Raw genomic sequence first — 13,269 nt, 5'->3', positions numbered from 1 at the left:
ATTTTGTGGAATTGGTATTAATTTCAATTAAATCAGCTTTAGCTTTGCAGCTCATACACCAAAGTTTGAATGTCTAAGGCCGCTTCGCGCAAGCGGGGAACCGACTGCATCATATCCTCAAGCGACACCCGTACCGTTGGGGCATGCATATATAAGGAGGCTAAGTAGCGGTCTTTTTTATCTAAAATAGGCACCGAGACGGCGACCATCTCTGATATAAACTCTTCGTTGTCGATACCCACTCCTGTTTCAGCAATGGCATCTAAGGCTTTATTAAGCTTATCAACATCCGTAATGGTATTTTTGGTGAACTTATCTAAGCTTAAGTTTTGTAGCATTTTACTGCGACGCTCAGGCGAAAGTTGGCTTAAATACAGCTTACCGGTCGCAGTACACCACATCGGTGATTTGGCGCCCACTGGCAAATAAATCTGTAACGGCAAATCGGTCTTAGCACGGTTGGTATAAATCATGTGCATATTGTGCGGTACACTAATGCCGCAAGTCTCTTTTACATCGCGCACCAGACGCTGCAAAATAACATGGCGCTCACTATAAAACTGGCGCTGTTGCCATAGCTCGACACTCATATTGCGTACTCGGCGTCCAGCGACAATGCCACCCGTAATATCCACCATGACAAACCCCTCTTCTATCAGCTGCTGTAACAGGCGATGAATCGTTGGTTTGGGGATATCAAGTTGTTGCGACAGCTCTAGCGGTGTGATTGGCTTGGCTGAGTAAGAGACTGCTTCAATAATTTGCAGTACTCGAGTAATAGAAGAAACTTTTGCCATAGTTAACCCACCTATAGATTAAGGATTATGTAATTTAACGGCGCTGTTCAACGACCAAAGAATCAATACCGTTATTTTGTAATCTTTGCTGGGCAGCAACCACATTTTGACGATTGCTCATGGTGGGTGAAACTACTTGATAAACCACCTGACCGTTAGCCATCTTGCTCTTTACTACATTAGCATCCACCCCTGCCATTAGCACTTGAGCCCGACGTTTATCTGCTTCTTCTGCACTGCTAAAGCTATTAATCTGTAGGATATAGCTAGGTTTTGCTGGCGCAGGCTTGGCAGCGGCTTGTGAGGCACTATTGATCTTGTTGCTTCGATTAGCCACCCCTTGATTGCTCTCGGCTGGATCATCATAGGTGCCTTCTTCCTCAACAATGACAATATCCTGCTCACCGCTAGGTGCCTGCTGATTTGGGGTCGGACTAATGGTTCTTTCTTCAGAGATATCAAAATTGTCAGGAGCGCGAACGCTACTGTCTCTAGGCTCTGTACTTGGCTGAGTTAGCACCACATCTGGCTGTAAATCACCGATACTGTCAGCAGGCTCGTCTTCTATAAATACTGCCTCATCTGGTAAGCTAATCATCTCTTGATCGGGTAGCAAATCATAGAACTCAAAGTCATTGGTTTCAGACATCGGCTGATTGATCGGCTCAACCGTACTCTTTTCGACCTTAGTTTCTGATCCAATATCAAATGGATTCCATAGATACAGTACCAATACGCACATGACGGTAAGCACTGCACCCACGAACATCCACAGTAAGCTTGCAGCCCCACCGCTTTGGCGTCTTTCTACGGTACCTTTACCTTTGGGTCTTTTTGCTAACATAAATTTTCTCCATTTATGATTCAGTCAGGCCATTTTTTTAAAATTGTTAATAAACCTATAAGTCAATCATAGCAAATAAAGCTGACAATTAACTTATAGGGGTTCAGCATAGAAAACCAATAGCCCGATCCAATCAACGGATTGCTACATACTGGTAGGAGCTGACAATCCTAATAAGCTTAAACCATTGGCCAATACTTGACGTACCGCCTTAGACAGACGTAAGCGGGCTTGCATTAAGTCTAGCTCTTCTTGGCTTGGGGTTTCATCGGCAATGATGCTGACAGGCAGAATACGATTGTCGTTATACCAAGCGTGGAATAAGGAGGCCAAGTCTTTTAGGTAGTTGGTCAATACGTGAGGGTCATAACCGGTAGCTGCTCGTTTTAAGGTTGCAGGATATGCCGCTAACAGCTTAATTAGCTCACTTTCTGCCTCTGCAGAAAGTAGACTTTGCATAGCTTTACCTTGTGCATCATCGACATCAAAGCCTTTGGCAATTATCTTTTCAAGCACACTGCATACTCGAGCATGAGCGTACTGAATATAATAAACGGCGTTGTCTTTACTTTGTGATTTGGCAAGCTCAAGATCGAAGTCAATGTGAACTTCTGGCTTACGAGCCACATAATAAAAACGAGCGGCATCGTTACCTACTTCTTCACGCAGCTCACGTAGGGTCACAAACTTACCTGAGCGAGAAGACATTTGGATTTTTTCTTCACCGCGCCATAGCGCCACGAACTGCACCAGAATAACTTCTAAACGTTTTTCATCGATACCCAAAGCAGTTAACGCTGCACGAACACGGGCAATATAACCGTGGTGGTCAGCGCCCCAAACGTTAATTACCGTATCAAATCCACGCTCAAATTTGTTTTTATGATAAGCAATATCGGAAGCGAAGTAAGTAGTTAAACCATTGGCACGACGTACCACACGGTCTTTTTCGTCGCCAAAATCTGTTGAACGGAACCAAGTATTGCCGTCTTTTTCGTATAGATGACCTTTGCTTTCAAGCTCTGCCAATACCGGCTCAATCTCATCAGCAATAGATCTTTCACTAAACCACTGTTCAAAACGAACCCCAAAGTCATTTAAATCATCTTTGATATCGTCAAGAATTTCATTAAGAGCAGCGTTTAAGAATACCTCGTATCCTTCACCAAGCGCTTTTTTACTATTGGCAATGAGCACATCAATGTGTGCGTTTTTATCACCAGAGACCACTTGTTGTTCCCCGGCCTCATTCACCTCAGACACTTCATCTTCTGGGGCATTGTCACTGATTACATCATACGGATGTAGGTATTTATCGCCACTTTCCGCTTTAATTTTTTTGGCAATATCGGTGACATAATCCCCTTGGTAGCCGCCGACAGGAAACTTGATTTCTTCACCGCACACCTGCAAATAACGCAGATAAGTACTGGTCGCTAAAATATCCATCTGACGACCGGCATCGTTAACATAGTATTCACGGGTCACTTGATAGCCGACAGCTTCTAACAGGTTAGCCACACTCATACCAAAGGCAGCACCGCGGCCATGACCGACATGTAGACTTGAAGTAGGGTTAGCTGAAACGAACTCAACTTGAATCTTTTTATCTGAGAACTCATCGGTCAAGCCGTAACGCTCATTGTTATCAAAAATAGCGTCTAATACCGCAAATTTGGCATCACTATTTAAAAAGATATTAATAAAGCCAGGGCCCGCCACCTCTAACTTACCGATGCTGTCATTGTCAGGCAAAGCGGCGATCAGTTGCTCTGCCAAAGCACGGGGATTGGACTTAGCGGCTTTGGCTGCTGTTAAAGCGATATTACTGGCATAATCGCCATGCTCAGGGTTTTTACTGCGCGTGATCTGACTGTTATTTTGCCAGTCATTCGGCAATATACCTTGATCAATCAGTACTTTGGCTGCGCTATCTAATAACGCAAAGATTTCATCAATTTGAGCTTGCGACATAATTTATTAAACTCTGAAGTTAAGTGAATATTAGATGGATATGATTTTACAGCAATACAGACCGATAAGGTATCGCTAATATATTTGGAGCAACCCTTTAATATATCAAGGTTTGACAGTTTTTTCCATAAACTTTGATGTTTGTTGTTTTGTTAGAGTTATATGGCGTTCATAGCATTTTACAAGCCCACTCCTCTATAATGGGCACTGTATTTTAAACTTTTTTATAACTGGATAAATTTATGATTGCTACTGTATTTGCTATCGCTGCTGAAACCGTTACCAATTGGGGCTTATATGTTTTACTGCCCATCTTTATCGCTTTTTTGTTCTTTATTATGTGGGACATCTCCAAAAAGTCTGATGCCGGTCGTGCCGGTACGTTTTGGATTTTCCTAGCGTTAGGGGCAGGTTTTGTTGGATTCTTATTGAAACTTCTACTAGAAGTTGTGTTCGAGAAATGGGTTCTTTAGCCCTAACGATGTCTATTTAAGCGTCGATAGCTAATTGACATTCGACGCTTTATTGTCGATTACCTAATTACTATAAACGTCACTAACGTAGGTAGGTAATTGCCACGCACCACCAGCAAAGCCACGACACATGCCCGTGGTCGCCTCTTTTGAAACTACAAAAGATTTCCCATTCCAAACCCACTGTTTTTGTCCCCAGCAGTCGCCTAACCCGCGACCTTTATGAGTTGCCCAAATCTCACCCTCAGAATACTCTGAACCGGAAGTAGTGATAAGCTGAGGCTTACTGGGTTTGGCGTCATCTATCAACCAATACCCATATCCCATATTATAAGCACCACTCCAGCACAAATGACTGGCCAATGTATGAGCACTATCTACTCGAGTAAAGGTCCAGTCAAGAAGGTTTGAGTCATATTGTTTGAAGGATTGATATTGTTCCGACTTGGGGTTTGCCAGTTCACAATCCCCCATTTCATCTTGAGTACCCATTAGGCTTTTAGAGTCTACGTTTATCCACTTCTCAATATTGGACTTAAAATAGTTAAGCTTTGCGGGCGGCAGCGTTGTTTGTTTTTTATCAGAAAAAGCAAACGCTTTATGAATAATAGGTTTGGTTACCGCTGATTTAGGGACTTGTTTATTACGATGACTCTGACTGACCAGCGCCAACGAGTTACCTACTCGACCTTGTACGTCATCTAATTTGAGTAATACCGCACTCATGCCCTTATCGCTGACTTGCCAGCGTGTACTTCCCACCTTGGAAACGGCCACTATCTCAATTTTAGTATTTTGCTTCGCCTGTCTGAGCAACGCTTGGGTCTGTTTTTGGTTTAACTCATAAATATCGCCGTCTAAACTGACGCTTAACTGTCCATAAAATTTATCATTCAGCCACAGCTCAATGTCCTGCTTATCGGCGGACTTTAATGGGGGTAAAAATTGTACTTCCACCTTAGGTATCATCTGCTGAGGTATGGCAGTGATTAAAATTGTGGCTGGCCTGTCGAAGTTGTCCTCGCTTGAATAACCTGCTGCTCGGCAGGTTAATGTATTATCGCAGACCAATTGCCAATCGTCTTTGTTATATCCCCAATCTTCAAATGGTTTGCCATAGCCCTCTGACGCCAGAGCAGGTAAGGTCATCACTGTAGACAATCCAAATAAAGCTGTGCTTATTAAATGCAATTTATCCATAGCCACTCTCCTGCTGTGTCGTCTAGACAAGATATTTCGACTAGGGTTAATATAACTTATATTTTGACTGTATCACAGCACAGGAATTTTCAATAAGCAATTTAAATGAATGGCTAAATTAATGCTAAATGCTAATAGCTACTTAGTGGCTATCAACGTGGCTCGCATCGGCGCTGGGTAACCTTCGACAGTTTTGGTCGGATCATTAGGATCTAAGAAATCTTTGAGCGATTGATAGGTCATCCAGTCTGTCGCACGCTGCTCTTCCACTGAGGTGATATCAATATCCACACACTTCACCTCACTAAAGCCCACTTTCTCTAGCCAGCCGGTTAATGCCGCCACCGACGGTAGAAAGTAAACATTATTCATCTTAGCGTATCTATCATGAGGGACAAGCACCGTGTTTTTATCACCTTCGACCACCAAGGTTTCTAGTACCAATTGCCCGCCTTTAATCAGTTGATTTCTGAGCTGATGCAAATGCTCAAAGGGCGATTGACGATGGTACAGCACCCCCATACAAAATACAGTATCAAACAGCTGATTGCCCTGATCCGAGCTTGAGGGTAATTCTTCCAAACCTACCGGAATATAATGAGTGCGATAGCCCACTCCGGTCTTATCGTCATCGGTATCAGCATCGAAACCAGCCACAAAATGACGAATGGCCATAAACTGATGATAGAACAAACAAGAAGGATCGATAACTATAACTTGTTTCGCGCCCGCTCCTGCCATGCGCCAGCCGTGGTAGCCTGAACCACCGCCCACATCTAATACATAACGGCCTTCTAGCGTCCCCAAATGTGGGGCAACCCGATTCCACTTCCAATCGCTGTGCCATTCGGTATCAATAAATACTTTATTATCGCCAGTTCCAATCTGAAACGGGCCCTTACGCCATGGCATCAACTGCTTCATCAAAGCCGTTATCTGTTTGTTTTGACCGTCAGTTAACTCAGCATCAATGGTCAATATGTCACTATTTAGATCGACATTTTTTATGTCTAGCTGAGGCAGGTTCTCTACCGAGGATAAATAGGCCGGAGCATGGGCATTACGACGCTTGTCTTTAATGTCGCTTAGCCACTGCGGTAGCTTGGCCAACCACTCATTAGCAATCGGACGATATTGGGCGCGTTGAATTAGTGCAAGGTATAGCTCGCGTTCTGCGGTTTCGATGGTTTTATTGGTCATAGAGGGTTCGGTTCGTTTTGTATTTGAATGTAGGGTAGCTATTTTTAAGGTAATTATATTTTAGTGCTTATTATGAAGGGTGTGGTTATGTGCGTGAACTTGGAGAAGAAAGCAACAAACTTATTTCAAGGTAGAGGTGGCCAAATAATAAGACTGGTCACTTATTTGCTCAGCTAAGGATTGCGCCAAGCTACTTTTGCCTGAGCGCTCCCCGCCGGTTATGTAATGACTCACTTAAAAGCAATCATAGAAGCAAAGTTTAAGAACTGGAACCACGTCAGGCTACGACGAAAACCTACTTCTGATAAGCGCTGATGGTGCTGCTCTAAAGTATCAGTAATCAATACGTTCTCTAAAGCATTACGCTTGCCACTAATCTCAAGCTCGCTATAACCATTGGCACGTTTAAAGTCGTAATAGCGCTCGACTAACCAAGCGTCGTCTTGCTCGTCACCGGTGTGATTTTTTTCGGTAAGTATCAGAATACCGCCCTCATTTAGGGCGTTATATACTGCTTGTAAAACTTGCGTTCTATCTTCAGGCGGTAAAAACTGTAAGGTGAGGTTTAAGATCACCATATCGCAAGGTTCAAACTCAAGCTTACGAATGTCTGCAGTAATGACTTCAATGTCATGGTCTGGGTAGTTTTCTTTCAGTAGCACCTCTGCTTTCTCAGTCATGGCAGGAGAAATATCTACCGCTTTTATTTGTAACTCGTCAGGCGCAAACCCTCCTGTTTCATTAAGAAGGGCCATAGTTGCACCACCCAATGAAGTACCCAAATCATAGACACGGCTGATACGCTGACCGTCTTCATTTACCTGTCCAAACTGACAGTGACGTTTGGCAAATATCGGCAACATCGCCAGCATCTGCCCGTACCCCGGCACACTACGACGAATCATATCTGGAAAGCAGGCCACCACTTGCTCATCAAAGCTAAAGCGGGCCGCTTTATCTAAAGGCGTAGTGAATACGTTATCATAGACCACAGTTGCAGTTTGGGGATGATTCGAATCAGTATCAGCAGTATTTGACATTTAAAATCTCTTATTTAAGGGACGACGCGTTGTATTATATCATTACTGTTTGTTACTTATAGCACCTCCCTACCCTGATAAAATTTAAGGGTAGCAATAACTTCTGATAAATAAGTTTCGATAATAATATTCGATAATTCGATAAAAAATAAGGATAAAAATATGCAAACAATTATCTTAGGTGGTGGCTGTTTTTGGTGTACCGAATCTGTCTTCCAGTCAGTAAAAGGTGTTAAAAAAGTGACTTCTGGTTACATGGGTGGTGAGGCAGCCACAGCCAATTATGATGCTGTATGCAGTGGGACAACCGGACACATTGAAGTCATTAAAGTTGAGTTTGATGACACAGTAATACCGTTAGAAGTGGTTTTAGATATCTTCTTTACCACCCATGACCCCACTACCAAAGACCGTCAAGGTAATGATGTGGGCAGCCAATATCGCTCTGTGGTTTTCTATACTGACGAAGAAGCCCAAAAACCCACTATTGATCGTACTATTAATAAGTTACGTAATATGGGGATTGGCGTGGTTACTGAAGTGCATCCTGCCAGCGAGTTTTTTATTGCAGAAGAGTACCATCAAGACTTTTATAATAAAAACCCAAATCAAGGCTATTGCCAGTTTGCTATTCCGCCAAAATTGTCTAAACTGCGTAAAGAATTTAAGGAATATGTGGGTTAAACTAAGTTTCTTTGATCAAGAAGTACCCACGCCTAATAAGTTTTTCAACAAGGACGTAGAGAGAATTCATGGAACCTAACTTTTGGCAAAATAAATGGCAAAGTAATAAAGTGGGATTTAACCAGTCAAAGCCCAATACTTTGTTAATGAAGCATTTTTCTGTATTGCAGCTGCCTAAAAACAGCTGCATTTTCGTGCCGCTATGTGGCAAAAGTATTGATATGATTTGGCTGGCCGATCAAGGCTATGATGTGGTCGGGGTCGAATTAGTAGAGTTGGCTGTTGAGCAGTTTTTTGAGGAGAATCAAATACAGCCCATAGTGGTGGAGCATCCCACTACTGCTGGGCTTAAGTACTATCAGGGTCGCTTAAACTCACAAACCATCACGCTTTGGGTGGGGGATATTTTTAAATTAACTGCGCAAGACCTAGGCTCAGTTGACGCTATCTATGACCGAGCTGCTTTGGTTGCTTTGCCAGATGATGGTACGAATGAGTCGCTACGGGTGCGCTATGCTCAGCAGCTTATTAAGCTGGCCCCAAAAGCTCAGCAACTTTTATTAAGCTTTGGGTTAAGTGGTGTCGATGAAGCTGAGTATGCCAGCTATTCAGGACCTCCCTTTCTTATTCCGACCCAAAAAATTCACGACTATTATCAGCACGCTTACCAACTTGATTTACTTGAGGCCTATGAAACCCAAAAAGTGAATAGTGAAGGCAAGCCTTTTTTAAACCTAGCTTGGTACCTAGTACCTTTATAACCTGTAATACCTGATAGTTACTGACTTACTCCGACTGCCTTTATTTTAAATGATTACCTTAAGGAACTGACTTGTTACCCACTCTTGAACGCAGCAAAATTGATGAGCTGGATGCAATTACTATTACCTCCCCTGACTATCGTGCCACTGTTTTATTGCAAGGGGCGCAGCTGATACACTTCTCCACCCCAAATGATCCTGATAATTGGCTTTGGGTTAGTGAAAAAGCCGAATACAAAACGGGCGACTCGGTTCGAGGCGGAGTACCGATATGTTGGCCTGTGTTCGGTCAGCTTGATGCCAATCCTCAAGCCGTGAAAGACAGTTTCGCGGACTGCCGTTTTGATTTAAAGCAGCATGGATTCGCTCGTAATCAAATCTTCAATGTTGATCTATTTAATCCCCTCCATCTCAACCGACGTTTGGATCACTACTCAAGCTTAACGTTAAGCTTGCCTGAGTTAAAGGGTTTTCATCCTAAGCTTGGTCTGCAAGTTAAGTTCTTATTTGGGGCGGAGAGCTTTAGTATTGCGCTAACCACTATCAACCATAGTAAAGAGACGGTTCATTTTTCGCAAGCATTGCATACCTATTTGCCTACCGGTGATATTGAGAAAACTACCATTAGAGGCCTTGATCAGGTCACCTACTCCGATGCCTTAGACAACTGGATAACTAAAACCCAGCAAGGCGACGTGACCTTTAGCGAAGGGGTCGACCGCATCTATCATGCTGCTCCTACAATAATCGTAGATGAACCCCGAATAAGCCTCCCTCATCTGGCGAGTAAGGGCAGTAATAGTACCGTCGTTTGGAACCCTTGGCATACTAAAGCTCATGAAATTTCTCAATTTGCAGCAGACGATTATAAAAAAATGCTGTGTGTAGAAACTGCCAATGCTCACTTGGATACCGTTAGCTTAACGCCAGGTGAAAGCCATGAGCTTAGTGTAGAGATTATGCATCTTCCTTTCTAGCGGGCTAATTCATCCCTATTTTAGCGACTCACAATCCTAAGCTGCATTTATCAAAATAGGCCCCATCAAATAGAGCCTATTTTGGACTGATACTTAGATTTATAACCTTAATATTCCTATCCTTATCTCTCTCACCTTACCCCAAACCTTGCTACACGTTTTCTTATGGTAACCAAACCTGCTCACAGCTTTAATTTAATCTTCATTTTGGTTACCCTAAGGTAGCGCCAACTATAAGCGTCTTGTTTGACAACTTTGTAAAACGGTTATGTTGTTTTACTGCTTAAAGGGTTGTCACCCTCTTTCTTATTTCTCATATTATAAATAACTAACCTTACTAAGGATTAACCCTATGCTGCCTACCCGTATTGCTGCTGCTTTAACCACAGCCATTGGCCTCTCTTTGGCTGCGACCAGCGCTCAAGCCGCTGCAGAAGCGCCTTATTTGTCCAACTCTCAATTTCAACAGTGTTTGAATGGGCTAAAAAACTCAAGCACTTTCCGCGGTGTCAGTAGCTCTACTTTTGAAAACTACCGCCCAAGTGAGCCTGATCCAAGCGTTATTGCTTCGCTAAATTATCAGCCCGAATTTCAAAAAGATGTCTGGGATTATCTGTCTTCACTAGTAGACAAAGAGCGCGTTGAAGATGGTATTCGTGCTAAGCGTGAAATGGCCGATACCCTGCGCCGTATTGAAGCCCGTTATGGGGTAAAGCCTGAGCATGTCTTAGGGGTATGGGGTGTTGAGTCCAACTTCGGTCAGACCCTAGGTAAAAAAGACTTATTCCAATCATTGGCCACTTTATCTTGCTTTGACCGTCGCCAATCTTATTTCCGTGGTGAATATGCCAATGCGCTAAAAATCGTTCAAAATGGTGATATTGCCGCCAGCGATATGAAAGGCTCATGGGCGGGTGCCTTTGGTCAAACTCAGTTTATGCCAGGCACTTTCTTAGAATTAGCGGTTGATTTCGATGGCGATGGCCGTCGTGACTTGGTAAACAGTAAGCCTGACGCTCTGGCTTCAACAGCGAACTTTTTGGCAAAACGTGGCTATCGTAGTGGCGAGCCTTGGGGTTATGAGGTGAAAATCCCTTCAGGCTTCTGGGGCAGCAACAGCCGTAAAGACAAGAAGTCTATGAGCTACTGGCGTGACAAAGGCTTTACTCTAGCCGATGGTCGCCCGCTACCTTATGACTTAAGTAGCGCAGGTTTATTATTGCCTGCAGGCTTAAACGGTCCTGCCTTCTTAGTGGGTAAAAACTTTGATACCTTCTATTCTTATAATGCTTCAGAAAACTATGCCTTAGCCATTGCCCATCTTTCAGATTTAATCGAAAAAGGCGACAGCAGCAAGACTGACTTTATTACTGCTTGGCCAACCGATGATCCAGGTATCAGTCGTCAGCAAGCCAAAGACATTCAGCAAGGATTAATTAATGCCGGTTATGACATTGGCGAAGTGGACGGTATTATTGGTGATAATACGCGTAAAGCGATCCAGCAGTATCAGACCAGCAAGGGTGTATTCCCAGCAGATGGTCGTGCGGGACAGAAGTTTTATCGCTTAATTAGTGGCGATCAAGGCATCTCTTCGCAGCCTACTTATCAGCAAAACCAATCAAACTCTCAAGGTGGCAGTGACAGTATCAGCCGTCTTATTCAGCAACAAGATGGGGCTCGCCAAGTCACTTCAGGAGATGGCACTATTCGTATTATTCGTACCGATACCGGTAAATAACTTGATATCGAGTAAAGCATAAAAAAGCCACGCAATTTTGCGTGGCTTTTTTTATATTATAGTGTTCAACCTAAATAGTGTCCGACCTAAATTAAAGTGTTGGCTCAGCTTAGATAACTGGTGGTGGATTAGGTTTACCGTTCTCGCCATCCCATTCTTCTTGAGCTTTTTTGTCTAGGTCAGCGGGGGTCTTGTGCTCCCACTTACCATTTTCTTTCCAAGTTTCATCGCCCCAATCATCTTCTTTGTCTTTTTCATCATCCCATTTTTTATAGGCGCTACTTGGGTCGATGCCACGACGCTTCATATCCGCCACTTGCTCTTCTAGGGTATGAAACTGATCCGCATCATGCATGGTTTCTTCTAGATGATTGATTTCATCTTTTAGGTTACGCTCATTACTATTCGACATATTATTTTCCTTAGACCACTGGGGGTCACTAAATTCTTATTTATTAATTAAAGGTTATTTACTGGTTCTAATTATAGTGAATATACTCAAATTCTACTGCAAGCTTGAGTCTGGCACAAACCAAACTCGTATGCTTTATATTAATAAAACAAGCTTTGAGTAACTTATTGGCCCTAACTGTATTCCTAGTCCCTTAACCAGATATCATTGACCCAAAATTAGTCAAAGTTAACTGGCGACTCCAAAGTAATTTTTAGCGATAAATTAATCGGCTTACGAGCTTTGAAACCTCGGCTAAATCCGCTTTGGGATCAGAGACAAAGAAGGCCAACTTAGATTGGGCTAAGTCCAATTCTTCTCGCGCTTGATTACTATGACCAATGTATAGACTAGCCTCTGCGGTGTTTGTTTGTTTTACGACGGCCAAAGACTGTGACTGCTGTAATAAAGTTTTGACCCGCGCTGCTATGGCCGCTCCAGAGTCTACCACCTTAATACCTAAGTCCTCATCGGCAATCTGGGCCATGACAAACTCTCGAAAAAAAGGATAGTGCGTACAGCCCAATACTAAATGATCTACTTTTTGTTGCGCAAAACTCTTAAGCTGTGCTTTTAATCGCTCTGGCGTCTCGCTCAGGGTTGGCATGCCTGCCTCCACCCAAGGCACCAAGCTGGGATCAAACCACTTCACCACATTAACCTGAGCCGGTAGCGCATAATCACTAATAACTGTGTTTAACAGCTCACCATCTAAAGTCGCTTTGGTAGCCAACACCGCCACACTTTTGCTACTACTGTTTAATACCGCAGGCTTTAACGCAGGCACCAAGCCCACAATAGGAATGGTGGGATATTTATGTCTTACTATTTGCAGCGCATGGGCCGAGGCACTGTTGCAGGCGATAACGATTAGCTTACATCCTGCTGCTACCAGCCAGTCCACCGCAATTAAGGTCAGCTCTTTAATCTCTGTACTAGATCTTGGCCCATACGGCACATTTAGCGTATCGGCATAATAAAGATACTGCTCATCGGGAAGCTGCTGCTTTAAATGAAGATAAACCGATAAACCGCCTACCCCAGAGTCAAAAATGCCAATGGGAGCGCTGTCAGTGTTAATTAAAGAGGAAATAGGAAGGGTTATAGCTTGGGTTGCCATGGTTTAG

Annotated in this window: 14 protein-coding genes; 5 read left to right on the top strand and 9 right to left on the bottom strand. The window is 43.3% G+C overall.

The window, feature by feature from the left end:
- Positions 1-38: 38 nt before the first annotated feature.
- The 3 genes from B3S92_RS09965 to argS form a co-directional block, all read right to left on the bottom strand.
- Positions 39-797 carry an IclR family transcriptional regulator gene (locus B3S92_RS09965; protein WP_296205548.1) on the bottom strand — a complete coding sequence of 253 codons (759 nt, stop codon included), beginning with the start codon at positions 795-797 and terminating at the stop codon, positions 39-41.
- 34 nt (positions 798-831) lie between these two features.
- On the bottom strand, positions 832-1,641 hold the full coding sequence (locus B3S92_RS09960) for an SPOR domain-containing protein (protein WP_296205545.1): 810 nt from the start codon (positions 1,639-1,641) through the stop codon (positions 832-834).
- Between the two features lie 144 nt (positions 1,642-1,785).
- Positions 1,786-3,615, bottom strand: coding sequence for an arginine--tRNA ligase (gene argS / locus B3S92_RS09955; protein ID WP_296205542.1), 1,830 nt, complete (start codon positions 3,613-3,615; stop codon positions 1,786-1,788).
- A 242-nt stretch (positions 3,616-3,857) separates the two neighbouring features.
- Here argS and B3S92_RS09950 point away from each other — a divergent pair, with 242 nt between their 5' ends.
- A complete protein-coding gene (locus tag B3S92_RS09950) occupies positions 3,858-4,088 on the top strand; it encodes a DUF2788 domain-containing protein (protein WP_296205541.1) in 231 nt (76 codons plus the stop codon).
- A gap of 63 nt (positions 4,089-4,151) precedes the next feature.
- Here the strand turns inward: B3S92_RS09950 and B3S92_RS09945 are convergent, their stop codons facing one another.
- The 4 genes from B3S92_RS09945 to cmoA form a co-directional block, all read right to left on the bottom strand.
- The gene (locus B3S92_RS09945; protein WP_296205539.1) at positions 4,152-5,288 is read right to left on the bottom strand and encodes a DUF1176 domain-containing protein; all 1,137 of its coding nucleotides are present in this window, start codon (positions 5,286-5,288) and stop codon (positions 4,152-4,154) included.
- Positions 5,289-5,426: 138 nt separating this feature from the next.
- The gene (gene cmoB, locus B3S92_RS09940) at positions 5,427-6,488 is read right to left on the bottom strand and encodes a tRNA 5-methoxyuridine(34)/uridine 5-oxyacetic acid(34) synthase CmoB (RefSeq protein WP_296205536.1); all 1,062 of its coding nucleotides are present in this window, start codon (positions 6,486-6,488) and stop codon (positions 5,427-5,429) included.
- A 120-nt stretch (positions 6,489-6,608) separates the two neighbouring features.
- A complete protein-coding gene (locus tag B3S92_RS09935) occupies positions 6,609-6,722 on the bottom strand; it encodes a bifunctional adenosylcobinamide kinase/adenosylcobinamide-phosphate guanylyltransferase (protein WP_296205533.1) in 114 nt (37 codons plus the stop codon).
- On the bottom strand, positions 6,719-7,528 hold the full coding sequence (cmoA, locus tag B3S92_RS09930) for a carboxy-S-adenosyl-L-methionine synthase CmoA (protein ID WP_296205531.1): 810 nt from the start codon (positions 7,526-7,528) through the stop codon (positions 6,719-6,721). Before cmoA ends, B3S92_RS09935 begins: the two co-directional genes overlap by 4 nt.
- A 162-nt stretch (positions 7,529-7,690) precedes the next feature.
- Between cmoA and msrA the strand changes: the two genes are divergently transcribed.
- The 4 genes from msrA (at position 7,691) to B3S92_RS09910 (ending at position 11,691) form a co-directional block, all read left to right on the top strand.
- Complete coding sequence (gene msrA, locus B3S92_RS09925) at positions 7,691-8,212, top strand: peptide-methionine (S)-S-oxide reductase MsrA (RefSeq protein ID WP_296205529.1); 522 nt, start codon at positions 7,691-7,693, stop codon at positions 8,210-8,212.
- A gap of 68 nt (positions 8,213-8,280) precedes the next feature.
- Entirely contained in the window at positions 8,281-8,973 is a 693-nt protein-coding gene (locus B3S92_RS09920) for a thiopurine S-methyltransferase (RefSeq protein WP_296205527.1), read from the top strand.
- 71 nt (positions 8,974-9,044) lie between these two features.
- Complete coding sequence (locus tag B3S92_RS09915; protein ID WP_296205525.1) at positions 9,045-9,950, top strand: D-hexose-6-phosphate mutarotase; 906 nt, start codon at positions 9,045-9,047, stop codon at positions 9,948-9,950.
- A gap of 352 nt (positions 9,951-10,302) precedes the next feature.
- Positions 10,303-11,691 (top strand): lytic murein transglycosylase, encoded by a 1,389-nt coding sequence (locus B3S92_RS09910; RefSeq protein ID WP_296205523.1) that lies wholly within the window; start codon positions 10,303-10,305, stop codon positions 11,689-11,691.
- A 109-nt stretch (positions 11,692-11,800) separates the two neighbouring features.
- On the opposite strand, the gene B3S92_RS09905 is transcribed toward B3S92_RS09910, so the two are convergent.
- On the bottom strand, positions 11,801-12,103 hold the full coding sequence (locus B3S92_RS09905) for a hypothetical protein (protein ID WP_296205521.1): 303 nt from the start codon (positions 12,101-12,103) through the stop codon (positions 11,801-11,803).
- A 253-nt stretch (positions 12,104-12,356) separates the two neighbouring features.
- Positions 12,357-13,262 (bottom strand): glutamate racemase, encoded by a 906-nt coding sequence (gene murI / locus B3S92_RS09900; RefSeq protein WP_296205518.1) that lies wholly within the window; start codon positions 13,260-13,262, stop codon positions 12,357-12,359.
- Between the last annotated feature and the right edge of the window lie 7 nt (positions 13,263-13,269).

Source organism: Psychrobacter sp. UBA3962 (genome assembly GCF_002385225.1).
Taxonomy (GTDB): Bacteria; Pseudomonadota; Gammaproteobacteria; order Pseudomonadales; family Moraxellaceae; genus Psychrobacter.
The sequence above is the reverse complement of the archived record's forward strand: the minus strand, read 5'-3'. Positions and strand labels throughout refer to the sequence as shown.